The organism is Massilia sp. TSP1-1-2 (assembly GCF_049896185.1).
Taxonomy (GTDB): domain Bacteria; phylum Pseudomonadota; class Gammaproteobacteria; order Burkholderiales; family Burkholderiaceae_D; genus Telluria_A.
In genome coordinates this window covers 68924-95070 of record NZ_JAFCTU010000010.1, presented here as the reverse complement: position 1 = coordinate 95070, position 26147 = coordinate 68924, and the positions used below count along the sequence as shown (strand labels likewise).

20 protein-coding genes and 1 pseudogene are annotated in these 26147 nt (G+C 61.8%); 13 read left to right on the top strand and 8 right to left on the bottom strand.

From position 1 onward, the window contains the following. The first annotated feature begins 102 nt into the window (after positions 1-102). Positions 103-975 carry a head GIN domain-containing protein gene (locus ACP7BV_RS10935; protein ID WP_426103849.1) on the top strand — a complete coding sequence of 291 codons (873 nt, stop codon included), beginning with the start codon at positions 103-105 and terminating at the stop codon, positions 973-975. 31 nt (positions 976-1006) lie between these two features. Here ACP7BV_RS10935 and ACP7BV_RS10930 read toward each other — a convergent pair whose 3' ends face one another. Further along, positions 1007-2194, bottom strand: coding sequence for a globin domain-containing protein (locus tag ACP7BV_RS10930; RefSeq protein ID WP_426103848.1), 1188 nt, complete (start codon positions 2192-2194; stop codon positions 1007-1009). Between the two features lie 300 nt (positions 2195-2494). On the opposite strand from ACP7BV_RS10930, the gene ACP7BV_RS10925 reads away from it, so the two are divergent. Together ACP7BV_RS10925 and ACP7BV_RS10920 are read left to right on the top strand one after the other, a co-directional pair. Further along, the gene (locus ACP7BV_RS10925; protein WP_426103847.1) at positions 2495-3403 is read left to right on the top strand and encodes a DUF2167 domain-containing protein; all 909 of its coding nucleotides are present in this window, start codon (positions 2495-2497) and stop codon (positions 3401-3403) included. Between the two features lie 138 nt (positions 3404-3541). Continuing rightward, positions 3542-4987 carry an APC family permease gene (locus ACP7BV_RS10920; protein ID WP_426103846.1) on the top strand — a complete coding sequence of 482 codons (1446 nt, stop codon included), beginning with the start codon at positions 3542-3544 and terminating at the stop codon, positions 4985-4987. Between the two features lie 358 nt (positions 4988-5345). Here the strand turns inward: ACP7BV_RS10920 and ACP7BV_RS10915 are convergent, their stop codons facing one another. The 3 genes from ACP7BV_RS10915 to ACP7BV_RS10905 all read right to left on the bottom strand — a co-directional run bounded on the left by ACP7BV_RS10915 (position 5346) and on the right by ACP7BV_RS10905 (position 9294). Further along, the gene (locus ACP7BV_RS10915; protein WP_426103845.1) at positions 5346-7505 is read right to left on the bottom strand and encodes a S46 family peptidase; all 2160 of its coding nucleotides are present in this window, start codon (positions 7503-7505) and stop codon (positions 5346-5348) included. 179 nt (positions 7506-7684) lie between these two features. Continuing rightward, the gene (locus ACP7BV_RS10910) at positions 7685-8962 is read right to left on the bottom strand and encodes a phospholipase D-like domain-containing protein (protein ID WP_426103844.1); all 1278 of its coding nucleotides are present in this window, start codon (positions 8960-8962) and stop codon (positions 7685-7687) included. Positions 8963-9024: 62 nt separating this feature from the next. Continuing rightward, the gene (locus ACP7BV_RS10905) at positions 9025-9294 is read right to left on the bottom strand and encodes a GlsB/YeaQ/YmgE family stress response membrane protein (RefSeq protein WP_426103843.1); all 270 of its coding nucleotides are present in this window, start codon (positions 9292-9294) and stop codon (positions 9025-9027) included. Between the two features lie 287 nt (positions 9295-9581). Between ACP7BV_RS10905 and ACP7BV_RS10900 the strand changes: the two genes are divergently transcribed. Then, positions 9582-10904, top strand: a complete 1323-nt coding sequence (locus tag ACP7BV_RS10900; RefSeq protein WP_426103842.1) for a hypothetical protein — start codon at positions 9582-9584, stop codon at positions 10902-10904. Between the two features lie 182 nt (positions 10905-11086). Here ACP7BV_RS10900 and ACP7BV_RS10895 read toward each other — a convergent pair whose 3' ends face one another. From ACP7BV_RS10895 to ACP7BV_RS10885, 3 genes are read right to left on the bottom strand one after another with little or no spacing between them, the layout of a single operon-like run. Continuing rightward, complete coding sequence (locus ACP7BV_RS10895; RefSeq protein ID WP_426103841.1) at positions 11087-11662, bottom strand: YceI family protein; 576 nt, start codon at positions 11660-11662, stop codon at positions 11087-11089. Positions 11663-11687: 25 nt separating this feature from the next. Beyond that, complete coding sequence (locus ACP7BV_RS10890) at positions 11688-12242, bottom strand: YceI family protein (protein ID WP_426103840.1); 555 nt, start codon at positions 12240-12242, stop codon at positions 11688-11690. A gap of 20 nt (positions 12243-12262) precedes the next feature. Next, positions 12263-12793, bottom strand: coding sequence for a cytochrome b (locus ACP7BV_RS10885; RefSeq protein ID WP_426103839.1), 531 nt, complete (start codon positions 12791-12793; stop codon positions 12263-12265). 373 nt (positions 12794-13166) lie between these two features. On the opposite strand from ACP7BV_RS10885, the gene ACP7BV_RS10880 reads away from it, so the two are divergent. Then, complete coding sequence (locus ACP7BV_RS10880) at positions 13167-13502, top strand: TonB-dependent receptor plug domain-containing protein (RefSeq protein WP_426103838.1); 336 nt, start codon at positions 13167-13169, stop codon at positions 13500-13502. A 66-nt stretch (positions 13503-13568) separates the two neighbouring features. Beyond that, positions 13569-14963, top strand: a pseudogene (locus ACP7BV_RS10875) (TonB-dependent receptor plug domain-containing protein). Between the two features lie 186 nt (positions 14964-15149). Here ACP7BV_RS10875 and purB read toward each other — a convergent pair. Then, a complete protein-coding gene (purB, locus tag ACP7BV_RS10870) occupies positions 15150-16529 on the bottom strand; it encodes an adenylosuccinate lyase (RefSeq protein ID WP_426103837.1) in 1380 nt (459 codons plus the stop codon). Between the two features lie 177 nt (positions 16530-16706). On the opposite strand from purB, the gene ACP7BV_RS10865 reads away from it, so the two are divergent. From ACP7BV_RS10865 to ACP7BV_RS10835, 7 genes are all read left to right on the top strand, one after another. Continuing rightward, positions 16707-17315: a glutathione S-transferase family protein gene (locus tag ACP7BV_RS10865; protein WP_426103836.1), complete on the top strand. Its 609-nt coding sequence runs from the start codon at positions 16707-16709 to the stop codon at positions 17313-17315. A 13-nt stretch (positions 17316-17328) separates the two neighbouring features. Beyond that, positions 17329-18372 (top strand): LacI family DNA-binding transcriptional regulator, encoded by a 1044-nt coding sequence (locus ACP7BV_RS10860; protein WP_426103835.1) that lies wholly within the window; start codon positions 17329-17331, stop codon positions 18370-18372. 271 nt (positions 18373-18643) lie between these two features. Continuing rightward, the gene (locus ACP7BV_RS10855; RefSeq protein ID WP_426103834.1) at positions 18644-20926 is read left to right on the top strand and encodes a TonB-dependent siderophore receptor; all 2283 of its coding nucleotides are present in this window, start codon (positions 18644-18646) and stop codon (positions 20924-20926) included. A gap of 54 nt (positions 20927-20980) precedes the next feature. Then, positions 20981-22813 (top strand): alpha-amylase family glycosyl hydrolase, encoded by a 1833-nt coding sequence (locus ACP7BV_RS10850; protein WP_426103833.1) that lies wholly within the window; start codon positions 20981-20983, stop codon positions 22811-22813. 16 nt (positions 22814-22829) lie between these two features. Further along, a complete protein-coding gene (locus ACP7BV_RS10845; RefSeq protein WP_426103832.1) occupies positions 22830-23798 on the top strand; it encodes a PfkB family carbohydrate kinase in 969 nt (322 codons plus the stop codon). A gap of 50 nt (positions 23799-23848) precedes the next feature. Then, complete coding sequence (locus ACP7BV_RS10840) at positions 23849-25213, top strand: MFS transporter (protein WP_426103831.1); 1365 nt, start codon at positions 23849-23851, stop codon at positions 25211-25213. Further along, the gene (locus tag ACP7BV_RS10835; protein ID WP_426103830.1) at positions 25179-26114 is read left to right on the top strand and encodes a PfkB family carbohydrate kinase; all 936 of its coding nucleotides are present in this window, start codon (positions 25179-25181) and stop codon (positions 26112-26114) included. Before ACP7BV_RS10840 ends, ACP7BV_RS10835 begins: the two co-directional genes overlap by 35 nt. The last annotated feature ends 33 nt before the right edge of the window (positions 26115-26147 follow it).

The window sequence follows — 26147 nt, the reverse complement described above, 5'->3', positions numbered from 1 at the left end:
TATGCAGTTCGTCGCATTGCGGGGGGCGCTACATAGGCATTTTGTTAAGGTGAGACCACTGACGCAACGGCGTCGATTTTCCCACCTCAACAAAGGCACATCATGCGTCCACTGCTCGCCCTCACTTTAGTTGCCGCCGCCGCCCTGGCCGGCTGCGCCATCATCGTTGCGCCCAATGACGGCGACGTCTCGCTGCATACCGTCTTCGGCAAGGATGCCGTGGTTGGCGACGGCAAGGTGATGCTGGAGCGCCGCGCGGCGTCAGCCGGCCTGACCGAATTTGACATGAGCGGACCGCTGCAGGTCGAGCTGCGGGTGGGCCCGGCGCCGTCGCTGCAAGTGGAAGCGGACAGCAACCTGCTGCCGCTGATCCGCACCGAAAACACGGGCGCTGCGATGCGGGTCTGGGTGCAGGGCGGCGTGCGCACCAATAACAGCCTGCGCATCATCTACACCACGCCGCAACTGGGCCAGATCCGGGCGTCGGGCTCCGGGCGCCTGGTGGCTAGCGGCTTTAACGGCGGCGCGCTGACGCTGACCAAATCGGGTTCCGGCGAGAGCCAGCTGTCGGGGAAAGTGGGAAGCCTGAACATGGCGCTGAGCGGCTCGGGCAGCGTCAATGCGAGCGCCCTGCAAAGCGGGAACGCCAATCTTGAACTGAACGGCTCCGGGCGCCTGACCATGGGCGAGGTCAGGGCCGATGCGCTCAACGTCAAGGTGCATGGCTCGGGCGACATGCTCGCCAGCGGCGCGGCGACCAACGTCAATGCGCGCGTATTCGGATCCGGCGGCGTGAACCTGATGGCGCTGGCCAGCGAGCGCGCCGACTTGAGCACCAACGGCTCGGGCGACATCAGCGCGCGCGTGAGGCAGGCGCTGGTGGCCCAGACCAATGGCTCGGGCAGCATCACCGTGTATGGCGATCCGGCCCAGCGCAGCATCAGCGGCAAGCATGTTCACGTGGTGGCGAACTAGGCGAGCGACAAGGCCCGTCGTACCCGCGGACTTACTGCGTGAGGATATGCTCAAGCGCTTCCGGGCCGAACACTTCGCGATGCAGACGCGCGACCGGCACCCCGCAGGCGAGCAGCGCCTGCCACTGCGCCTGCATGAACGGCAGCGGTCCGCACAGGAAAACATCGGTCCCGGTGCGCTCCCACGCGGGCAGGCGCGCGACTTCCATCCGGCCTTCGAGCGCGCCGCCGCCTTCCTCATAGAAGGTTATTACTTGCAGATGCGGCATCAGCGCGCCGGCTGCCAGCAGGTCGGCCTGGTGCGCGTGGTGCGCCTGGCTGCGGGCGGCGTGGGCGAAGATCACGCGGCGCTGCGGATTGTGCTGCGCAATCCGGTTCAGGGCGGCGATCATCGGTGTGATGCCCACGCCGGCCGACAGCAGCACCAGCGGCTGGTCGGACTCGGTATCGATGGCAAAGTCCCCGCATGGGGGCGAGACCTGTAGCACGCTGCCTTCGCGCACATTCTGATGAATCCACTGCGATACCTCGCCGGCCGGCGTGCCGCTGCCGTGTTCGCGCTTGACCGAGATGCGCAGGCTGTCGGTGGCTGGCGCGTCCGACAGGCTGTACTGGCGAATCTGGCTGCGGCCATCGGCCAGGGGAACGGACACGCTCAGATACTGCCCGGCGTGAAATGCGCTCGCCGATCCGCCGTCCACCGGCGTCATGCGGATCGCCAGCACGTCCTCGCTTTCGCGCACCACGCTCGTTACGCGCATGGCGCGCTGTTGCCCGGGTTCGATGCCGGCGGCGGCATACATTTTCTGTTCGGCGGCGATGAATATATTGGCCAGGGCGCCGTAGGCTTCGGCCCATGCAGCGAGCAGCTCCGGCGTGGCCGCCTCACCGAGCGTGTGGGCGATGGCGCCGAGCAGGTGGCGCCCCACGATCGGATAGTGCTCGGCGCGTACGCCCACCGAGACATGCTTGTGCACGATGCGCTCGATCACGGGGCCGAGCTTGTCGGGGCTGCCGATGTTGGCGGCGTAGGCGAATACGGCCGAGGCGAGCGACTGCTGCTGCGAGCCATTGGCCTGGTTGCCCATGTTAAACAGGTTGGTCAGCGTCGGAATTTCGGCGAAGATATTCTTGTAAAAAGTCGTGGTGATGGCAACGCCGTGCTCGCGCAGCACCGGCACGCTGGCGTCGATATAGACGCGGGAGGCTGGGGAAATCATTGTGGTTGTGTCCTATATTGGTGCAGATCTATTGGCGCTTGCCTGCATGTTCAGCTTCGGCAAAAGACGTGAAGGGCGCGACGGCGAACCCGAAAGAAAAAGAATTCTATCAAAAGATGCATTTAACATGCAACATATCGTTGGGTGAACCGTGCGCCTGTTGCTCAGCTTGCACCTTGGACCGGCGCGCGCCGCTCGCCTGCGGGCGCGGCCAACATGTGGCTGATGCATTAATTAATTAAGATATGTGCAACAATTCCCGGTAGAATGATTGCTTCCCCCAACTACCGACCGTCCATCATGTTCAACGCCCTCAAACTTTCCCTGCTGTTGCTGGTCCTCGGCTGCACCGGCACGGCTTTCGCGCAGGAATCGGAGGCAGCCGTGATGACAGCGGAGCAAGTCGAAGCGTCGCTGACCTACAAGACCGGCAAGATCGCGCTGCCCGGCGGCTTGGCCACGCTGGATTTGCCGGCCGGCTTTCGCTACCTGAGCCCGGCTGACGCCGACCGCGTGCTGGTGCAGGGATGGGGCAATCCGCCCGACAACGACAAGACGCTGGGCATGATCGTGCCAGCCAATGCCAGCCCGCTGAGCCAGGCCGGGTGGGGCGTCTTGATTACTTACGAAGGCGACGGCCATGTCGCCGATAGCGATGCGGACACCATCAAGTACGACGAATTGCTCAAGGATATGCAGGCCGAGGTAGTGGAAAATAATGTCGCCCGCAAGGAGCAGGGCTATGCGGCGATGACGCTGGTGGGCTGGGCGGAAGCGCCGAGCTACGACAAGGTTCACAAGAAAATGTACTGGGCCAAGGAATTCAAGAGTGCAGGCAGCACCGGGACTGACCTCAACTACAACATCCGCGTGCTCGGCCGCCAGGGCGTGCTGGTCCTCAATGCCATTGCTAACATGCAGCAGATCGCGGCCATCAAACAGGAAATGAAGCACGTCACGGCGTTTACCGACTTCACGCCCGGCAACCGCTACGCTGATTTCAACGCATCGACGGACAAGACAGCTGAATACGGGCTGGCGGCACTGGTGGCCGGTGGCGTTGCCGCCAAGCTGGGTTTGTTCGGCAAGCTGTTCGCGCTCTTGCTGGCATTTAAGAAACTGATCATCCTCGGCGTGGGCGGCATCGGCGTGGCGATTGCGCGCTTTTTCAAGGGCAAATCGGAAGCGAAAGTCAATCTCGAGAAGTAAGCACAAGGGTGCGTGCGGCATGGCGTTGCGGGCAAGAGTCAGCCCCGTTTCCGTCCTCAAAGATGTGTATAAGTAAATGGCATTAGCACCTATAATCGCTGCTGCCATTGACCATTGCACCATATTAAGGATTGATCCGTGAATCAGACATTGGGCCAGAAGCTGTTCCGCACCAAAACGGCAAGCAAGCATCACGAAGGCGGCCTTGCCCGCACCATGGGGCTGTTCCCGCTGACAATGATTGGCGTGGGGGCGACCATTGGCACCGGGATTTTCTTCACGATGGTGGAAGCGGTGCCCAAGGCGGGCCCGGCGGTCGTGTTGTCGTTCCTGATCGCCGCGCTGACGGCCGGCCTCACGGCGCTGTGCTACGCCGAGCTGGCGTTCCGCATCCCCGCCTCGGGCTCGTCTTATTCGTTCGCCTACGCAACGCTGGGCGAATTCGCCGCCTTCATCATGGCCGCCTGTTTGCTGCTCGAGTACGGCCTGGCGGCAAGCGCCACGGCAATCGGCTGGTCCTCTTACCTGAACAATTTCCTGGAAAATGCCTTCGGCCTGCAAATCATGGAAGCCTTGCGCACGCCATTGTTTGTCGCCGGCAAGTATGGGCTGGAAATTCACGCCTGGCACATCAACTTGCCGCCCGTGCTGCTGGTCATCTTGTGTGGCTTCCTGCTGATCCGGGGCACCAAGGAATCGGCCACGACCAACGCGGTGATGGTGCTGATCAAGCTGGCGATCTTGCTGTTTTTCGTCGTCATCGCGTTTTCCGGTTTTGACGCGTCGCACTTCACGCCTTTTTTCAATACCGATGACAGCAAGGGGATGGGCGGCATGGCGGGCGTGGCCGCCGGCGCCGGCTTGGTCTTTTTCTCGTTCATCGGGCTCGATACCGTGGCCACCGCCGGCGAGGAAGTGAAAAATCCGACGCGCAACGTTCCGATCGGAATCCTGGCCGCACTGGGCATCGTGACAGTGTTCTACATGCTCGTTGCGTTCGCGGCGATCGGCGCGCAAAAGGCGTCCATGTTCGAGGGCCAGGAGGCGGGCTTGTCGGTGATTCTGCAAAACGTGACCGGCAAGGCATGGCCGGCGCTGGTGCTGTCGGCCGGAGCCGTCATTTCCGTATTTAGCGTGACGCTGGTAACGATTTACGGACAGACCAGGATCCTGTACGCCATCAGCCGCGACGGGCTGATTCCGAAAACATTCCAGCACGTTAGCGCGCGCACCCAGGCGCCCGTCAGCAACACCGTCATTGTCTGCCTGGTGGTGGGGCTGGTGGCGGCGCTGGTCGATTCGAGCTTTCTGTGGGACATGGTCAGTATGGGAACGCTCACCGCTTTCATTGCGGTATCGGTTGCCGTACCGGTGCTGCGCGCGCGCGAAGGCGAAGCGCTGACCAAGGGCTTTCGCGTACCGTTCGGTCCCTACCTGGTGCCGGGCATGAGCATCGCCGCCTGCCTGTACATCATGCACGGTCTGTCGCGCACCACCTACACCGTGTTTGCTGTCGTGATGGGTCTGGCGCTGGCCACCTACTTCCTGTACAGCATCCACCACTCCAAACTGAACGACGCCTGAGTTTCCCCAGCAAACTACCCCATCCGCGACCCCCCCACTTCGGGGTCAGACCACAGTGATGCAATAGTTGCATCGCTGAGGTCTGACCCCGATTTTGCATTGCTTTTCGCCGTAAAAATTGCCGTCACGTCTTTTTTGAACCCGTTCTTTTTATTATAGGAATGATTCAGGGCGATTTCTCTGCCAATGCGGAAGGTATTCGTGGATGCCGGCAATTTGTTGCTCCAAAACGGAGGTCTGACCCCAATTAAAAAACAATTTTAATGACGAGGTCTGACCCCAATTAAAAAACATTGTTGGGACGAAAAAAAGCCACGCGGCCTTGCGGCGACGTGGCGTTCGGTTGTGGCTGCGCTGCTTATTCCACGTTCATTTCTTTGAGCAGGTTGTCGGCTTTGTCGACATGCTTCATGTTCCACAGAATGTAGCGCACGTCGACCTGGATGTCGCGCGTGTTGGTCTTGTTGAAGTCCCAGTCGGAGATGATCGAGTCGAGCGTGCCGTCAAATGCCAAGCCGATGAATTCACCCTTGGCGTTGAGCGCTGCCGAACCGGAGTTGCCGCCCGTGATGTCCAACGTGGCCAGGTAGTTGACCGGCACCGTCTTGAGCTTGGCATCGACATACTTGCCAAAATCCTTGGACTGGATCGCGGCCAGCTGCGCTTGCGGTGCGTTGAATTCGCCTTCGCCCGTCGCTTTCGCCACCACGCCCTTGACGGTGGTGAAGGCGGTCCAGGATCCGGTGCCATCGGCGCCATATGGACGACCTGCAATGTTGCCGTAGGTGACGCGCAAGGTGCCGTTGGCGTCCGGGTAGACGGCGCGGCCCTTGCTGGTCATGTAGGCAATCTTCGCTTTCATATAGTTGGCGTAGGATTGCTGGATCTTGCCGCCAAGTTCCTCTTCTTCCGCTTCATCCTTCAAGCCTTGTTCGTACATGGCAACGGCTACCTTGATGAAGCTGTCGTTGCTGGTCTTGAAGTCTTCCGGCTTCTTGCCCAGCCACGCGGCGCGCTCGGGTGCAACGCCGAGTTTGGAGCCGGCGTACAGGGTGTCGAGCAAGGCGCGCAGTTCGGTCGCGGTCATGCCGTCGCGAATGCCCATGGCGCTGTCGAAGCCGGCGTCGCGCTGGTCTTTCGGCTGCGCGGCGTATTTGACGAGGCTGTTCATGACCAGCGCCTTGTCGACTTTTTCGTCGTAGGTGCGGTCGATGCCGGCCACGCTTGCCTGGAAGCGCTTGAGGTCGCGTTCCTGGAAGCCGGCACGCCGCTCGGCATTCGGCTTCACGCTCTCATTGGCCAGGCGGTACATCACGCGCGCGCTGTTGAGCAGGCGCGGCGCTGACGTGCCGAGGTAGAAGTCGCGCTTGGCCTTGGCGTCGCGCAGCGCGATCAATTGTTCGGCTTGCTCGATGTCGTTGGCGTACTGCGCCTTGCGGGTTGGATTGGCATTCACCCAGGCTTTCAGATCCTTGTGCTCCTGCGTCTTGCGCGCCAGGAAGTCGCTGCCGGCGTAGCTGGTCAGCATGCCCTTGCGGTTTTTGTAGTAATTGTTGACGCCGGCAACCTGGCCCGCGTACTTGAGCTTGGCATCAGGATTGGTCTTGGTCTCGCTCTCGATGGTGGCCAGCGTTTCAGCCGAACGTTGCACGAACGCGGGATAGTTCCAACCGAAGGTGTTGGCCACTTCGGACGGCAGGCGGTGGCGGTTGGTGGCGCCCGGATACCCCAAAGCCATGATGAAGTCGCCTTCCTTGACGCCTTCCTTGGCAATTTTCAAGTGCGTAGCCGGCTGGTAGGGGACGTTGTCCTTGGAAAAATCGGCAGCCTTGCCATCCTTGCTGACATAGGCGCGATAAAAGCCGTAGTCGCCGGTGTGGCGCGGCCACATCCAGTTGTCGGTGTCGCCACCAAACTTGCCCACGCCCGCCGGCGGCGCATGCACCAGGCGCACGTCGCGAATTTCCAGTTGCTTGATCAGGTAGAACTCCAGGCCGCCGTAAAAGCTCGAGACCGTGCAGCGGTGGCCGGCGTCTTTTTCGCACTCGGCAACCAGGCTCTTCTGGGCCTTTTCAATCGCGTCAACCCGTGCCTTGCCGCTCAGCTTGGCAACGTCGGCGCTGATGATTTTGTCGCTGACGTTGGTCACGCCCTTGGTGACATAGATGCGGCTGCCAGGCGAAGCCGGCAATTCTTCGGCCAGTGTCTTGGCCAGGAAACCGTTGGCCAGCAGGTCGCGTTCAGGCGTCGAGTTGACGGCCACGCTGTTGTACACGCAGTGGTGATTGGTGGCAACGAGTCCCATCGGCGAGACGAAGGAAGCCGAGCATCCGCCCAGGCTCACAATCGCGTTCATCGGGAATTCGGTCAGCTTGGTCAGCGTTGCCGGGTCGAGTTTCAAGCCGGCGGCTTTGAGCTGCTTGGCAATTTGCGGCAGCTGTTGCGGCATCCACATACCTTCGTCGGCATGGGCGCTTGCGCTGCTAAGGATAGCGAGCGTGATCAGGGTCTTTTTCATTCGCGTTTCGTCTCATTATGGTCAGTCGGAACAGGGCACGCCTTTTGAGCGCCCTAGAGTATCCGCAGCGCCCATATTTTAGTCAATCAGATTTTGACCATGGCAGCGTTGAAGCGCGATTTATGTGCAATATATGCATGTTGTATGGACGCTGCGCGGCGGCGTCCCGACGGCGCAACTCACAACTGGTCGCCCACCAGCGCGGCGAGCTTGCCGGCCGCCTTGTCGAGGAACGGCCGGTCCAGCCAGGCGCCGTAGGTGATCGGCTTGGCCAGCTTCCAATCGTTGTTGAACACCGCAACCTGTTCCTTGGCGAAGACTGCATCGATAATATTCAGGTTTGCTTCATCATTTAAACTGAACGATCGGTTGTCGAAATTGGTCGAACCTACTGAAACCATCAGTGAGTCGACAACGAGCGCCTTCACGTGGTACATGGTCGGCTGGTATTCAGCAATTTGAATACCGGCGGCAAGCAGCGGCCCCCACGTGTCGTGGGATGCCGCACGGACGATGCGCGAGTCAATTGTGTCACCGGGCGTGATGATGCGCACTTTTACGCCGCGTTTTGCTGCGGCAACGAGTGCTTTGATGGTCAGCTCGTCCGGCACAAAGTAAGAACTCGACAGTTCAATCGTGCTTTGGGCTGCGGTGATCGACATTAGGTACATCAACAGCATGCTTTCGCTGCCGCCGCTGGGTGAACTGCTGAACATTTGCGCAGCGTGGCTTCCTTTCGCCGCCAGCGCGGGAAAGTACGGCTGGCCGTCGAGCACGACGCCGGTGGCCTTGGTCCAGTTTTCAGCAAACACGGCTTGCATTTGGCCCACTACCGGACCCTCGATCCGGAAGTGGGTGTCGCGCCAGTGTTCCTTGTCCTGGCCATTGCCACGCCACTGGTCGGCAATGCCGACGCCGCCCGTAAAGCCGATTTTTCCATCAACCACCAGCACTTTGCGGTGCGTGCGGTTGTTCAATTTTGTAAATTTCCACCAGACCGGCTTGTGATAACGATGGAATTTGACGCCGGCCGATTTCATCGCGTCCATCGCCGCATCGTCCATCTTCATGCTTCCGATAAAGTCGAGCAGCACATGCACCTTGACGCCCGCGCGCGCGCGTTCAATCAGTGCGTCGGAAAATTCCTTCCCGATCGTTTCCGACCAGTAGATATAGGTTTCGAACGTGATCGTCTGTTTCGCTTCGCGGATCGCCTTGAGCATGGAAGGGAAAATCTGGTCGCCGTTGAGCAGCACCTCCACCTGGTTTCCTTCAATGATCGGCGGACCGAGCAAGACACCCATGGAGCGACGAAATTGGGGGTCGTCCACGTTGTAAAGGCGCTGCAATTGCCGTTCAATTTTCTTCTCGCTTGGCATGAAGTTAAACGTCAGAAAGACGGCAAGCAGCGTTAACGCGGTGGCGATCAGGGCGGCCTTGAGGGATTTCGTTCTCATGACTAACTTTCGGGCAAAAAAAAACCAACGCCCAGGGCGTTGGTTAGTTGGGGTAAAGCATATTAACGCGCTTTTCCGCGACGCAAGAGATTTACGATGGCCAACAGAATCACGGCGCCGAGGAACGACACCAGCAGTGACGTGATACTGAAGTCATCGCGATTGATGGTGCCGGTGCCAAACAGCGGCGAGAGCAGCCAGCCGCCCAGGAAGGCGCCGACGATACCGACGACAACGTTCAGGATCATGCCTTGTTCAGCGTCCGTCTTCATGACCATGCTTGCCAGCCAACCCAAAATACCACCTACCACGATCCAGATGATGAATAACATGATTGATTCCTCCTATTAGTTAAAAAAGACCCCGAGCGCATTGCCGATTGCTGGGCCGTGGAAGCAGATTAAGGGTCGCTCGTTTCATGGTCGGTGCGGCAACGTACCAAAAAACGCATTGTGTTTTTATTATTTTTTTGTTACCTCGGAGAATGTATAAGTTAACGTGCGTCACCGTACGGAAGGTGCTCTACGGTCGATTTATCGTTGCACCACTGGCAAAATATTTCCAGGTTTATCTGCGAGCCCCGCACATGAACATGAATAAAATTCGAAAGGAAATTCCAATGAGCAACTACGACACCACCACCCAAAAAAACGATCGTATGGTTACTGGCCTGTTCCGTGACCGCCAAAGCGCCGAGCGCGCTTACAACGCCGTGGCAGACCGCGGCTACAGCCGTGACGACGTCACCTTGATGATGTCTGACGACACCCGCAAGACCCATTTCAACGATACCGACACGGAGCTGGGCAGCAAAGCTGCCGAAGGCGCAGGCGTCGGCGCCGGCATCGGCGGCACCATTGGCGCAGTGCTGGCCGGCATCGCCGCCGTCGGCACCACGCTGGTACTGCCAGGCATTGGCCTGGTTGTGGCCGGTCCAATCGCAGCGGCACTGGCCGGCGCCGGCGCCGGCGGTCTGGCAGGCGGCCTGGTTGGCGCGCTGATCGGCGCCGGCATTCCTGAAGAGCGCGTCGTGCACTACGAAGAAGGCATCAAGAGCGGCGGCATCCTGATGGGCGTAAATCCACGCAGCGACGACGATGCCATGCATATCGAGCGCAGCTGGACCGACAATGCCGGCGAGCACATCATCGGTACCGGCGTGGGCGCCGCAGGCGGCGCCATGACCGGTGCGGCCATCGGTTCGGTCGCCGGTCCTATCGGTACTGTGGCAGGTGCTGCAATCGGCGGTATCGCCGGCGGCCTGGCAGGCAAGGGTGTGGGCGAAGTTATCAATCCCAAGGCAGGCGACGAACTGCCCGAACACCACTTTGCCAAAGGCATGGGTGCAGGTAGCGGCGCGGCAGCGGGCGCCATGGCCGGTACCGTTGCCGGTCCTATCGGCATGGCGGCGGGCGCTGCCATCGGCGGCTTGGCTGGTGGCTTGGCAGGCAAGGGTGCAGGCGAAGTCGTCAACCCGACCCCGGGCGACGACTTGCATGATCACCACCTCGCCAAAGGCGTGGGCGCCGGCAGCGGCGCGGCAATGGGCGCCGCCGTTGGCGCCGTAGGCGGTCCGGTCGGCATGGCCGTGGGCGCAGGTATTGGCGCCGTTGCGGGCGGCATGGCAGGTCACGCCGCTGGATCGCTGGTCAACCCAGAGGAAGAGTCGGCTTACTGGCGTTCTTCGTACCAGACGGCTCCGTACTATTCGCCAGGCTACACCTACGACGACTACGGTCCTGCCTACGAACTGGGCTACAACAGCCGCGGCCGTTATGTTGGCCAGCAGTTCGATTCAGTAGAAAACGACCTGGGAACCGAATGGGATCGCGTCAAAGGCAGCTCGCGCCTGAACTGGCAGCAAGCCAAGTCCGCTTCGCGTGCGGCGTGGGACAAGGTTGAGCGCGCCATGCCTGGCGACTTCGACCGCGACGGCCGCTAACCAGCACCGCCTGGCAGCAACGCTGCCATCGCAGCCCCAAAAAGCCCCGCTTCCTTAAGGAAAGCGGGGCTTTCTTCATCTCCCACCAAAATGTTTCCAAAACCTCCCCCGGGGGAGATGGTTACGGTATGAAAAGAGCCCCGTGCCTTGCGGCAGCGGGGCTTTCATTATAGTGATTGCGATCAGTTGCTTTTGACGGCTTCGACCTGGATCGCCAGTTTGACTTCCGGCGAGAACATCGGCAAGCCTTTGGTCACGCCAAAGTCGCCGCGGTTGAAGGTGGCACTGGCATCGGCGCCGCACACTTCCTTCTTGAGCATCGGGTGCATCACGCACTTGAATTTATTGATCGTCAGCGTGACTGGCTTGGTGACGCCGTGCAAGGTCAACTCGCCAGCGATCGACGTCGGCGTGTCGCCCGTGAAGGTGATCGTCTTCGACTGGTAAGTCACGTTCGGAAATTTGGCGACGTCGAAAATGTCGTCCTTTTTTGCGTGCGTGTTCATTGCGTCGAGGCCGAAGTCGATCGAGGCGGCATCGATCAGGATGTCGATCGACCCCGTCTTGGCCGCGCGGTCGAGCGTCACGGTGCCGCTGGTCTTCTTGTACTTGCCGCGCCAGACTGACAGGCCCATGTGATCAGCTTCAAAGCTCGGGAAGGTGTGGTTCGGGTCGATGTTGTACGTATCGGCGGCAGCAAAGGCGGTGGCGGCAACGCCGGAGGCCAGCAGTGCAATAAACAGTTGCTTCAGTTTCATGGAATTCCTTTTTTTCGAATGGATGTTACTGCGCCGCAGTGACGCGGAATTTGATGACGACCTCGTCGGCGACTATGCCCGTATCCTTCCAGTCGCCTTCACCGATGTTGTAGGCCAGCCGCTTGATCGGCAGCGCGCCTTCGAACACTTGCTTGCCGGCCTCGGTCTTGACCGTCAAGGGGAAATTTACCTCGGTACTCTTGCCCTTGATCGTCAGCTTGCCGATGACACTGAGCTTGCCGGCGCCGGCCGGCTTGATCGCCGAGGACACGAAGCTCGCCTTTGGATATTGGGCGGAATTGAACCAGTCTTTCTTGGCCACTTCCTTGTTCATGTCGGCGTCCCCCACATCGAGGCTGGCCGTATCGATCTCGACGCTGGCCTTGGCCAGTTCCGGTTTGGCGGCATCATAGTCGATCGCCGCCGCGAACTTTTTGAAGGGGGCCTCAACCGGCACGTTCATCTGCTTGAAGACGGCCGAGACGCGGCTCTTGGCCGGATCGGTCTTGAGCGGAACGGCCCCGGCAACGAGGCTAACGCCAAGCAACGCTGCAAACAATGTGCCACTGTTTCGTTTCATACATTCTCCGGGAGGTGAAATTACGCCTTGGGCAGCATGCGCTTGAGCACGCCGTCGCGGTCGATAAATTGGTGCTTCAGTGCAGCGGCAATGTGGACGCCGACCGCGCCGGCCAGCGTCATGTTGAGCCAGAAATGCACCGCTTGCAGCACCGGCTTGAGTTCTGCGTTTTTCTCGATCAGCACAGGCAGCTTGAACAAGCCGAAATAAACCACCGGGTAGCCTGCCGCCAGCGTGTAGAAATAGCCGGACACGGGCACCGCAAACATCAGCACATACAGCATGCCATGCAAGATATTGGCGCTCGATTTTTGCCACGCGGGCATGCTGGCGGGATAGGCGGGCGCGGGATGGCCGAGGCGCCACAACAGGCGCAATGTGGCGAGCGCAAGGATCGTGACCCCGGTCCATTTGTGCCAGGAGTAATATTTAAGCTTGGCGGGCGACACGGCCATATCAGTCATGAACAGTCCCATGCTGAACGCGCCGATGATCATCAGCGCAACCAGCCAGTGGAAGATGATCGCGACGTTGGTGTAGCGCTGTTGCATTGACGCCTCTAAATTAGTACGTGTTAGAACCAATATACCAAAAAAAACCTGCTTGTGCTTGCCGCGAGAGTAACACGGTTGAAAACGGGCCAACGGGTCTGCTATTGTAAAAATCGGTAAGCGATCTGATCATACTAACCATGCAGTGACGTTTGCCGGGAGACTCTCATGAAAACAGCAATCCTGCGCCTGGCCGTAATGTTGCCGCTGCTGCCGCTGTTGCCGCTGTTGCCGCTGCTGCCGCTGTTGCCGCTGTTGCCGCTGTTGCCGCTGTTGCCACTGCTGGCGCTGCCTGCCCCGCGCGGGCGAACCGGCGTCGCCCGAGATCGCCGACCTGTCAATCGAGGAACTGGCCAACATCCAGATCTACTCGGTGTCCAAAAAAGCCGAGACACTATCGGGCGCCGCCGCCTCGGTGTTCGTCATCACTGCCGACGATATCCGGCGTTCAAACTTCCAAAACCTGGCCGACGTGTTGCACCTGGCGCCCAGCCTGCAAGTGGCGCAGGGCGCCAACGGGGGCTACGCCATCACCGCGCGCGGCCTGAACGGCAGCAACGACAGCGCACCGAACAAGCTGCAAGTGCTGGTGGACGGGCGCTCGGTGTATGCGCCCCTGTTTTCGGGTGTGTTCTGGGATGCGCAGGACTTGATGCTCGACGATATCGCGCGCATCGAAGTCATCAGCGGACCCGGCGGCACGCTGTGAGGTGCCAACGCGGTCAATGGCGTGATCAATATTACCACCCGGTCGGCGCGCGACATCCAGGGCGCGATGGGCGTTGTGACGGCTGGCGAGCGCGGCTACGACGTGGCGTTTCGCCAGGGCGGCGCGCTGGCCGGCGGCGGCCACTGGCGCGCCTACGGCAAGTATCTTGAGGAACGGCGCACGCAACTGGCGAGCGTCCAAGTGGTCAACGACGCGCGCCAGCAAGCCCAGCGCGGCTTTCGCGCCGACTGGGAGCGCGGCCCCCACCAGTTCAGCGTGCACGGCAACGCCTACCGCGGCCAGGCCGACCAGCCGGAACCGGGCGCACTGCAAACCGGCGTGCCGCTCGCGCTTGGGCCGATCGATACGGCGGGCGTGAACCTGACCGGACGCTGGAACTATCTGCTGGGCGAGGGCGCCGGCGTCAGCCTGCAAGGCTATCTGGACCATACGCGGCGCGACGTGCCGCCCACCTTTGGCGAGTCGCTCGATATTGCCGACCTGCAGTTCCAGCATGCGTTGGCGGCGATCGGCGCGCATGCTTTGGTGTGGGGCGCGAACTATCGCCGTACCTGGGATGATGTGCGCAACAGCGACTACATTGCCTTTCTGCCCGCCAAGACCAACCAGAACTGGTCCAGCCTGTTTGCGCAGGACGAAGTTACGCTGGGCAAGTCATTGCGCCCGGTGACTGGCGCGCGTATTGAGCGCAATGGGTACACGGGCACGGAATTTTTACCCACGCTGCGCTTGGCGTGGACCATGGCGCCGGCGCACACGCTGTGGGCCAGCGCCTCGCGCACGGTGCGCGCGCCGTCCAGGCTAGACGCCGACGCCTTTATCCCCGGCAAGCCGCCGTACTTGCTGCGCGGCGGCCCGCGGATCCGTTCCGAAGTGGCCACCGTGTTCTAACTGGGCTACCGCGGCCAGCCGCTGGCCAAGCTGTCGTATTCGATGACGGTGTTTCACCATGATTACGATCATTTGCGCACGCAGGAAGTCGATCCCGGCGGCACCTTTGTCACCTTTGGCAATCTGATGCAAGGCAAGGCGGACGGCATCGAAATGTGGGGCAATTACCAAGCCACGCCGGCATGGCGCCTGAGCGCAGGCTTGATGGCGCTGCACGAGAGCATGACCTTGACGGCGCTCAGCAATGACGCGGCCGGGCCGGGCACGGTGGGCAAAGACCCGTCCCATACGCTCCAGCTGCGATCGAGTTTCAACCTGGGCGACGACAAAGAGTTTGACCTCATGCTGCGCAAGGTCGGTGCGCTGAGCGAACCGGACGTGCCCGGCTATACGGCGCTCGACGCGCGCTTTGGCTGGCGCTTGCGGCGCGCGGTGGAGTTGTCGGTGTTCGGGCAGAATTTGAACGGCGCGCAAGGGGAGTACGGGCCGCTGGCGACCAGGACGCACGTGGGGCGCGCGCTGGGCGTCAAGCTGGTGTGGCAGAGGTAAGGCAACAGCAGGATAGCCGGCGCCACTGGCGCCGATCAGTCCGAGATGCCGCTAGGGAAGCACTGATTAATTCATGAGGGCGGACTCGGCCATGAAAAAAGACGCCCTGCGAATTTGCGCCTTACCGGCCGCCTTTTTCACTGGCCGATTCCATCCCTCAGAATAAATCAGTGCTTCCCTAGACCATCAAATCTCGCGCGCGAGCTTTTCGGCAATGCCCAGGTAATTTGCCGGCGTCATCGCCAGCAGCAAGTCTTTCGCATCCTGGGGAATGGCCAGCGTGGTGACGAATTCACGCAGCGCATCTTTTGAAATGCCCTTGCCGCGCGTCAGTTCTTTCAACTGTTCGTACGGGTTTTCAATGCCGTAACGGCGCATCACGGTTTGCACCGGCTCGGCCAGCACTTCCCAGTTCGCATCGAGGTCTTGTTCCAGGCGCGCGCGGTTCACTTCCAGCTTGTTCAAGCCGCGCAGGCAGCTGTCGTAAGCCAGCAAGGCGTAGCCCAGGCCCACGCCAATGTTGCGCAGCACGGTCGAGTCGGTCAGGTCGCGCTGCATGCGCGAAACCGGCAATTTTTCGGACATGTGCTTGAGCACGGCATTGGCCAGGCCCAGGTTGCCTTCGGAGTTTTCAAAGTCGATCGGGTTGACCTTGTGCGGCATGGTCGAGGAACCGATTTCGCCGGCCTTGGTCGTCTGCTTGAAGTAACCGAGCGAAATATACGCCCAGATATCGCGGTTCAAGTCCAGCAAGATGGTGTTGGTGCGCGCGAAGGCGTCGAACAGTTCGGCCATGTAATCGTGCGGCTCGATCTGGATCGTGTACGGATTGAACGTCAGGCCCAGGCGCTGCTCGATCACGTTCTTGGAAAAATTCGCCCAGTCGAAACCCGGGTAGGCCGACAGGTGGGCATTGTAGTTGCCGACGGCGCCATTCATTTTGCCCATGATCTCAACGGCGGCAATGCGCTCGATGGCGCGCTTGAGGCGCGCGACGACGTTGGCCATTTCCTTGCCCAGCGTGGTCGGGCTGGCGGTCTGGCCGTGGGTGCGCGAGAGCATCGGAACGGCAGCGTTGTCGCGCGCGATCTGGGTCAGCTTCTCGACCAGGCCCTGCAGGGCCGGCAACATCACCGTGTCGCGCGCCGCCTTGAGCATCATGCCGTGCGAGGTGTTGTTGATGTCTTCCGAGGTGCACGCGAAATGAATGAACTCGGTTGCCGAGAGCAATTCCGGCACGTCCTTGACCTGCTCCTTGAGCCAGTACTCGACCGCTTTGACGTCATGGTTGGTGACCGCTTCGATCGCCTTGATGCGCGCTGCATCGTTCTCGGAAAAATCGGCTGCCATGCGCTCCAGCAAGGCGGTCGCTTCTGCGGAGAATGGCTTGATCTCGGCAAAGCCGGCCTGGGACAACGCTTGTAGCCACGAAATCTCGACCTTGACGCGGTGATGCATGAAGCCCGATTCGGACAGGATCGGGCGCAGCTTGTCGGTCTTGGCAGCGTAGCGGCCGTCCAGTGGAGACAGGGCCGACAGCGTGGAGTAGGGGACGGTAGAGGTCATGGAGAGGGCTTTTATGAAGAGGGGAAAAAATGTCGCGCGCGTGCCGCAGAGAGCGCAATTTTACCACCGGCGCCAATGTCAAGCCGATGTTGTGGCCGCACAGCAGCAGCCTGCTTGCCCTCCATGGGCGCGAAACGCGATGCTATACTGTGATCCAATCTTCTATTCAAAGCGTCTATGAAACTCATCGGTTCCCTGGCCAGCCCGTACGTGCGCAAAGTTCGTGTGGTACTGGCCGAAAAAAAGCTCGATTACGGCTATGAAATCGAAAATGTGTGGGGCGCCGAAACAAAAATTCATCTTTCGAATCCGCTGGGCAAGGTTCCTTGCCTGCTGATGGAAGACGGCAGCAGCATGTACGATTCGCGCGTGATCGTCGAGTACCTCGATACGCTCACGCCCGTGTGCAAATTGCTGCTGCCAAATGCGCGTGACCGCGCCGACATCAAGGTCTGGGAAGCATTGGCCGACGGCGTGCTCGACGCTGCAGTGCTGGTGCGCCTGGAAACCACGCTGCGCCCCGACGAGCAGCAAAGCCCGGCCTGGATCGAGCGTCAAATGGGCAAGGTTCACGCGGGGCTGGCCGTCATGTCGGCCAATTTGCGCGAGTCGCCTTTTTGCAAGGGCAACCATTACACGCTGGCCGACATCGCTGTCGGTTGCTGCCTGGGCTGGCTCGATTTCCGCTTCCCCGACATTGCCTGGCGCGACGACTACGCCAATTTGGCCAAGCTGTACGACAAACTGTCCGAGCGCCAGTCGTTCAAAGATACTGTGCCCCAGTAAGGCGGTCGCGGCGATGGGCAGTTCTGAGGAAAGCACCGGCGGGGCGGCACAAAAACGCCTGCAGATGGCCGATATCGCGCGTCTTGCCGGGGTCTCGAAGGCCACCGTGTCGCGCGCGCTCAACCACAGTCCCCTGGTCAACGACGAAACGCGCACCCGCATCCTGGAGCTGGCCGCTTCGCTCAAGTACACCATCAATATCGGCGCGCAAAACCTGCGCCTCAAGCAAAACCGCACCGTCGGCGTGGTCGTGCCGTTTGATTCCGCCACGCGCCAGCATTTGTCTGACCCGTTTTTCCTCAGCATGCTCGGCAGCCTGGCGGACGCGCTCACCGAGCGCGGTTTCGACATGCTGCTCTCGCGCGTCGATGCGCGCCAGATTGACGCTGCGGCGCAACCGTTCGACACCGGGCGCGTGATCGGTATTATCCTGATCGGCCAGTGGCGCCAGCATGACCAACTCAACCAGCTGGCCGCGCGCCATGTGCCGATCGTGGTGTGGGGCGCACAATTGGCGCAACAACTGTACGTCACTGTCGGCGGCGACAACGTCAGCGGCGGCATGCTTGCCACCGAACACTTGCTCAAGCAGGGGCGCAAGCGGATTGCTTTTTTCGGCGACATCAACTTGCCAGAAGTGGCCCAGCGTTACCGCGGCTACAGCGATGCGCTGGGCAAGCATGGACTGCAGGTCGATCCACAACTGTGCGTATCGGTGTCTTTTCTGCCGGAAAGTGGCGCGCATGCCGTCCAGGAAATCGAGCGCCGCGCGCTCGGATACGACGCCATCTTCGCCTGCAGCGATCTGCTGGCCATGACGGCTATTAACGCCCTGCGTGAAGTGGGTAAAAGCGTGCCGCGCGACGTTGCCGTGGTCGGCTATGACGATATCGAACTGTCGACGTACTTCCATCCTCCCTTGACCACGATTCGCCAGCCGATCCGCGCGGCCGGGCATGCGCTGGTCGACGCACTGCTGGCGCTGGTCGACGGGCAAGCGCCTGGTTCGCGCCAGCTTCCAACCGAATTAATCGTGCGCGCCACTGCCGGCGATTAAATAGCTTTTTGGCGCGCTGAAATCGGTTGCAATTCGTTCCTCGGCTCATCTCATTTTTCTTGCACTGCCGGCGCGCCGACGCCAATTCGCGCGCGTTAGCCTGATTTTCCTCTTTTGTCGCCCTCTTTTTGACCTCAAATTCTCATTTTAGCAAAAAAGATGCAATCGATTGCATAAGCCGCGCATCTGTTCCATACTTGATTCGTCTTGTACCTAAACCAACTATAACCGCCGACATGCAGTACGGCGGCAACCCACCGGAGGAGAGCACATGAATTTCCCAGTCAAACGCATGGCGGCGGCAGTGTCCGTCGCACTGTTGCATATGGGCGGCGCCGCTGCCCAGCAAGCCCCTACAACCGACGCGCCGGTCGCGGACGGACTGAACATGGAGCGCATCGTCGTCACCGGCAGCACCGGCGGCACTTCCAAGATGAAGTCGAGCGTCTCGCTGAGCACAATGAGTCTGGAGTCGATCCAGAACGGTGCGCCGACCAGCGCTGCGGAAGTGCTGCGCTCCATCCCGGGCGTGCGCTCGGAGTCGTCGGGCGGTGAAGGCAACGCCAACATCACGGTGCGCGGCGTGCCAATCTCGGCCGGCGGCGCGCGCTATGTACAGATCCAGGAAGATGGGCTGCCGGTGTTGCAGTCGGGCGACTTCAACTTCATTACGCCGGATGCGTATGTCAAGATCGACGGCGGTCTCGACCGCCTGGAAGTGGTGCGCGGCGGTTCGGCCTCCACCCTGGCCAGCAATTCGCCGGGCGGCATCATCAACTTCATCAGCAAAAATGGCGCTGAAAAGGGCGGCAGCGTCGGCATCACCACAGGTCTCGACTACCATTCCACGCGTTTTGACGCCGACTTTGGCGGCGCACTGTCGGCCAAGACCCGCTATTTCGTGGCCGGCTTTTACCGCAGCGGCGAAGGCGTGCGCAACACCGGCATGCACACCGAAAAAGGTGGCCAGATCCGCGCCAATATCACCCATGAATTCGAAAACGGCTTTGTACGCCTGTCGCTCAAACACCTCAACGACCAGACCCCGACTGCCTTGCCGGTGCCGGTCAGCGTGACCAATCAACAGGTGTCGGCATTGCCCGGCATCGATCCGCGCACCGCCACGTTCTATTCGCCGTACTGGGTGCGCGACGTCTCGCTCGGCAAGGGCAACAACGCCGTCACGAGCGACGTCAACGACGGCCTAGCGGTCAAGAGCAACACCATCGGCCTGGAAGCGTCGCTGCGCTTTGGCGAGGGCTGGACCTTGAGCGAAAACTTCCGCCACGCCAACAATTCGGGCCGCTTCGTCGGTGTATTCCCGGGCAATAACGGCGCCGTCGGCAGCTACAAATTTGCTACCGGACCGAACGCAGGTCAAGCCTATAACGGCCGCGCTTTTTCCGCCGTTGTGTTCAATACCGCGATCGACGACGCCGGCGCTACCTTCAACGATGCCAAGCTGGCCAAGACGTTCGCTGCCGGCAGCGCCAAGGTCACTGCCACCGGCGGCCTGTACGCCTCCACCCAAAACCTCGCGCTGACCTGGAACTTCAATGAGTACCTGATGCAGGCCAGCGGCGACCGGCCAGCCTTGCTGCAAACTGCCAGCAGCACGCCTGGCCTGGTGGGGCCAGCCTTCGGCGGCTGCTGCTCGCGCGCCGTCGACATGCAGTACAAGCTGCTTTCGCCCTACGTCAACGTCGGCTTCGAGCAGGGTCCGGTCAATGTCGACGCCAGCGTGCGGCACGACCGCCAAAGCGCCTCCGGCACGGCCAATATTGCAACGCGGGGCATTCGCTACGATCCGGCCACGCTGCAGTCGGTGGATTATGAGCTCGGTCACACCTCGTATTCGGTCGGCGGCAACTACCGTGTTTCGCCAAGCGTGGCGCTGTTCGCCCGCGTCAGCGACGGCGTCTCGTTCAACGCCGACCGCATCCTGTTCGGTACCCCGCTCGACGGCAGCGTGCCGATCAGTCTGAACACCGTGCGCCAGCTTGAAGGCGGCGTGAAGTGGCGGCGCGGTGGCATCAGCAGTTTTGTGACGCTGTTCCAGGCCCGGACCAAGGAAACCAACTTCGAAGCGACGACCCAGAAAACGACGGCCAACAGCTACCGCGCCAAGGGCGTGGAGATCGAGGCGGCGTACAACGCGGGACCGCTGCGGATCATGGGCGGCGTGACCCTCACCGACGCCGAGATCACCGCTACCGCGCCCGGCGCCGAAGCGGTCATCGGCAACACGCCGCGGCGCCAGGCAAAAACCGTGTACCAGGTCTCGCCAAGCTACACGATCGGGGACGTCAGCTTCGGCGCGTCGGTGATTGGCACCGGCAAGGCGTGGGCCGACGACGCCCATACCATCAATATGCGCGCCTACGCCGCCGTCAACGGCTACCTGAATTATCAGTTCTCGCAGCGCGTGCTGGTGGCATTCAGCGCGAACAACCTGTTCAACCAGACCGGCTATACCGAGGTTGAAGGCGACGGCCATGCGGCGCGTTCGATTGGCGGCCGTTCGGTCAAGGCGACGCTGAAGTACTCGTTTTAATCCGACCCGCACGGCCGCCGCGCGCGGCCGTGCCTTACCTGATGCGATTTTTCCATGACACTATCCAATGCACACGCGCGCATGCTCAGCGCGCTGCCCGAGCGCCTTCGCGCGGCCGCCTCGCAGCGTTTTTCCGAGCGTGAGGAAGCCTTGCGCGAGCACCTGGCAGCGCTGTACGGAGCAGATCCCGCGCTCGACGCCTGGTTCAGCACCTTGATGGAGACGATCGGACGCCTGCACGGGCAGCGTCCCGCCGCGCTGCACGCGCTGGACGCGGCGCGCAGCGCCGAACCTGGCTGGTTCACCCGCCAGAGCATGCTTGGCTACAGCGCCTACGTGCCGCAGTTCGGCGGCACCTTGAGCGGCGTGATCGGCCGCATCGAACACCTGCGCGAACTCGGTGTGACCTACCTGCACTTGCTGCCCTTCCTGCGCCCGCGCGCCGGCGAGAACGATGGCGGTTTTGCCGTCGCCAGCTTCGATGAGGTCGATCCGGCGCTGGGCAGCACCGACGACTTGCTGGCGCTCACTGCGGCGTTGCGCGAAGCGGGCATCAGCCTGTGCTCGGATCTGGTGCTCAACCACGTGGCCGACGACCATCCGTGGGCGCTGGGCGCTGCAGCCGGCGATCCGGCGCTGCGCCAGTTCTTTCATATATTTCCCGACCAGAGCGTCCCTGAGCGTTACGAACAGGTGCTCGGCCAAGTCTTCCCGCAAGCTGCCCCCGGCAATTTCACGTATGTCGACGCCGTCCAAGGCTGGGTCTGGACTACCTTCTATCCGTTCCAGTGGGACCTGAACTACGCCAACCCGGCTGTGCTGGGCGAGATGGTGCTCGCCTTGCTGCGCCTTGCCAACCGCGGCGTGGAAGTGTTTCGGCTCGATTCCACCGCCTTTCTCTGGAAGCGGGAAGGCAGCAGCTGCATGAATCAGCCCGAGGCGCATCAGTTGCTGCAAGTGATACGCGCGCTGGTCGACATTGCCGCGCCGGGCGTGCTGCTCAAGGCGGAAGCCATTGTCCCCACGCGCGCGCTGCCGGCCTACTTCGGGAGCGGCGCGCAGCGCGAGTGCCACCTGGCGTACCACAGCACCCTGATGACGGCCGGCTGGGCGGCGCTGGCCGAGCAGGACACCGCGCTGCTGCAAGCGGTGATCGACGCCACCCCGGCGCTGCCGCCGGGGGCGAGCTGGCTGACCTATGTACGCTGCCATGACGATATTGGCTGGAACGTGCTGCGCGCGGAAGCCGGTGACGATGCGCGCCTGGCGTCCATCGCACGCTTTTATGCCGACGGCGACAGTTTCGCCGCCGGTGTCGCCTTTCAGACCAGCGGCACGCGCGCCGTGCACGGCACCAACGGCAGCGCCGCGGCGCTGGCCGGCATCGAGACCGCGATCAACGCCGAACAGCGTGAACTGGGCGTGCGCCGTCTGCTACTGCTGTACGCTCTGGCGCTGTCGTTCGGCGGCCTGCCGGTGCTGTACATGGGCGACGAACTGGGCATGCAGAACGACCACACCTATCTTCTGGACGCCTCGCGTGCGCACGACACGCGCTGGGTCCAGCGCGCCCCTTTTGACGAACGGCTTTTTGCCGAACGCGCCGACGCCAGCGCTGTGACGGGTGAGCTGTACCGGCGCCTGGGCGAACTGATCGCCGCCCGCCGTCGCCTGCCCGCGCTGGCGGCCGACGCGCCGCGCAGCGTGCTGGCGGCCGCGGACCCGGCCTTGCTGGCGCTGGCGCGCGGCGAGCGCTTCCTGAGCTTGTCCAACTTTTCCGGCCTGCCGCTCGTGGTCAGCCTCGCCGCTCTGCAGGCCGGCGCCTGGCCCGGCTACGCCGATCAGGTGGTGCTGCAACCGTGGGCCATGCTGTGGCTCGAACGCTAACCTGAGGCGCGCATCGATGACAAATTCACTTACCCCGACGCCTGGCGTCAAAGCGGACACGGGGCCGTTGCTGGTATTTGGCGAAGCGCTGGTTGACGACTTCGTCACCGAGCAAGTGGTGGGCGGCGCCCCCTTCAATGTGGCGCGCAGCCTTGCCGCCTTCGGCCTGGCGCCGCTGCTCATTACCCGCACCGGCAATGACCCGGCCGGCGCGCTGGTGCGCGCCGAGTTCGCGCGCTTCGGCATGCGCCAGGATGGCCTCCAGCTTGACGCGGCCGAGCCGACCGGGCGCGTGCTGGTCGAGCGCGCGCACGGCGAGCACCGCTTTGTCATTCTCCCCAACCAGGCGTACGACCATATCGACGCGGCAGCCGCACTGGCCGCCGTTGCCGGGCCGCCGCCCGCCACCATTTACTTTGGTACCTTGGCACAGCGCTGTGAGACTTCGCGCGGTGCGCTGCGCGCGCTGCTGGCAGCGAGCACGGCGAGCTGCTACCTTGACCTGAATGTGCGCGAAGGGCAGGTGACGGAGCGCTGCGTGTTCGAGTCCCTGCACCTGGCCGACATTGTCAAGGTCAACGAGGACGAGTTGCGCAACCTGTTCGGCTGGTACACGCATACCCGCCACGCCACGCAGCATATGGACAGCGTGGCAGTACGCAGCGCATGCGCCACGCTGATCCGCACGTTTTCGCTGCAAGGCTTGATCGTCACGCTCGGCCCGCGCGGCGCGGTGTACTTTGGCGCCGACGGCGCCGTCGTCACCGCGCACGACACTGCGGGGCCGGCTCGCCTGGTCGACACGGTCGGCGCGGGCGACGCGTTTTCTGCCGTATTCCTGCTTGGGCAGGCGCGCGGCTGGCCGCTGGACACCACGCTGACGCGCGCCAATGCATTTGCCGGCGCGGTGTGCGGCATCCGTGGCGCGGTCCCGGCCGATCTGGCATTCTATGAGCCGTGGCTGTCGCGCTGGCTTGTTGATTGAACCTTCGCTGAACCTTCGCTGAACCTTCGCTGAACCTTCGAAAGCACATCATGGCGCTTCACAAGCCGCACCTCACGTTCTGGCAGATAGTCAACATGAACATCGGATTTTTCGGGATCCAGTTCAGCTTTGGCCTGCAGCAAAGCAGCATGAGTCCGATCTACAAATACCTTGGCGCGGATGAGGCAAGCTTGCCGTACCTGTGGCTGGCCGGGCCGGTGACGGGGCTGATCGTGCAGCCGATCATCGGCGCCATGAGCGACCGCACGCTCACGCGCTGGGGGCGGCGCACGCCGTACTTTTTGATCGGCGCCATTTTGTGCAGTATCGGGCTGCTGTTCATGCCGTTCAGCTCCACCTTGTGGATGGCCGCCAGCCTGCTGTGGATACTCGACGCGGCCAATAATGTGACGATGGAGCCGTACCGCGCTTTTGTCAGCGACAAGCTGGCTCCGGACCAGCATTCGCTGGGCTTTCTCACGCAAAGCGCCTTTACCGGTCTTGGGCAGACGCTCGCTTACCTGACGCCCTCGCTGCTGGTGCTGTGCGGGATGAGCCAGCACGCGGTCAACGCCAGCAACATACCGCACATTGTGATCGCGGCCTTTATCATCGGCGCGGTGTTCTCGATTACCACCGTGCTGTGGACGCTCAAAACGACGGCCGAGCATCCCTTGTCGGCACGGGAAATTGCCACCATCAAGGCCAAGCCGCCGGGATGGCGCCACACCCTTGGCGACATCGCCAGCGCCGTGCGCGAAATGCCGCCGACGATGCGCCAGCTGGCGCTGGTCAAACTGTTCCAGTGGTACGCCATGTTCTGCTACTGGCAATACATCTCGTTGTCGGTGGCGAGCACCATCTACGGCACCACCGATCCGGCCACCGACGGCTTTCGCGACGCGGGACTGCTCAACGGGCAGATCGGCGCCTTCTATAACTTTGTCGCCTTCATTGCCGCTTTTGCACTGGTGCCGTTCACCCGTCGCTACGGCCCCAAGTACATGCATAGCGTGTGTTTGGCGCTGGCCGGTCTGGGCATGCTCTGGATTCCGCACATCCATAGCAGTGCGCTGCTGTTTGTGCCGATGATCGGCATCGGGCTGGCGTGGGCCAGTATCATGGGCAACCCGTACGTGATGCTGGCCGGGAGCATTCCTGCCGAGCGTACGGGCGTCTACATGGGCATCTTCAATATGTTCATCGTGATCCCGATGATCATCCAGATTTTCACGCTGCCGCTCTACTATCGCAGTCTGCTTGGCGGTCAACCGGGGAACGTTATAATGCTCGCCGGAGTCCTCATGCTGTGCGCGGCGCTGGCCGTCCTGCGCGTGAAGGTCAAAGGGCAAAGTGGTAGCGACGCCGGGGAGCATGCTGATGACAACCGTGGTATTCGGAGAAGCGCTGGTTGACGATTTCGTGACCGAACAAGTGGTCGGCGGCGCGCCTTTCAACGTGGCGCGCCACCTGGCCGCGTTCCTGTCGCCGCAGCTGATGATCACGCGCATCGGCAACGACAGGAACGGCGCGGTGGTGCATGCCCAATTCGAGCGCTTTGCCATGTCGGACGCGGGCTTGCAGATCGATAAAATGGAAGAGACTGGACGCGTCATTGTCGAGCGCGGCACGCGCGGGCACCGCTTCACGATTTTGCCGGGGCAAGCGTACGACTTCATCAATCCGGAACAGGCATTGTCCGCGATCGACATGGTCGAGCCGGCAGCACTGTACTTCGGCACGTTGGCGCAGCGCGGGCCGCGCTCGCGCGACACCTTGCACGCCTTGCTCGATGCCACCGACGCCACCCGCTTTCTCGACCTCAATCTGCGTGCAGGGCAATTCGACGAACGCTGCGTCTTCCACTCGCTGCACGCGGCCGATATTGCCAAGGTCAACGAAGAAGAATTGCAACATCTGTTCGGCTGGTATGTCGATGTGCGGCCCGCGACGAGCGCGACGAGCGCGACGCCGATGCCGGCCGGTGAGGTCCGTGCCGCTTGCGCAGCCCTGGTGCAGATGTTTGCGCTGCAAGGGTTGATCGTCACGCTCGGGCACCGCGGCTCGGTGTACTTTGGCGCCGATGGCGATATCGTCGCCAACCGCGACAATCCGGCGCCGCCTTTTGTGATTGACAGCGTCGGGGCGGGCGATGCCTTTGCGGCTATTTTCTTGCTGGGGCGCTCGCGCGGCTGGCCGCTCGAGCGCACGCTGGCGCGCGCCAACGAGTTTGCCGGCGCCATCTGCGCCGTGCCCGGCGCCGTGCCGCGCGACCTGGCGTTCTACGACAAATGGGAAAGCCTCTGGCGCGCTTAGGCAGCACGGCGCTGGCGCCGGATGTATGCACAA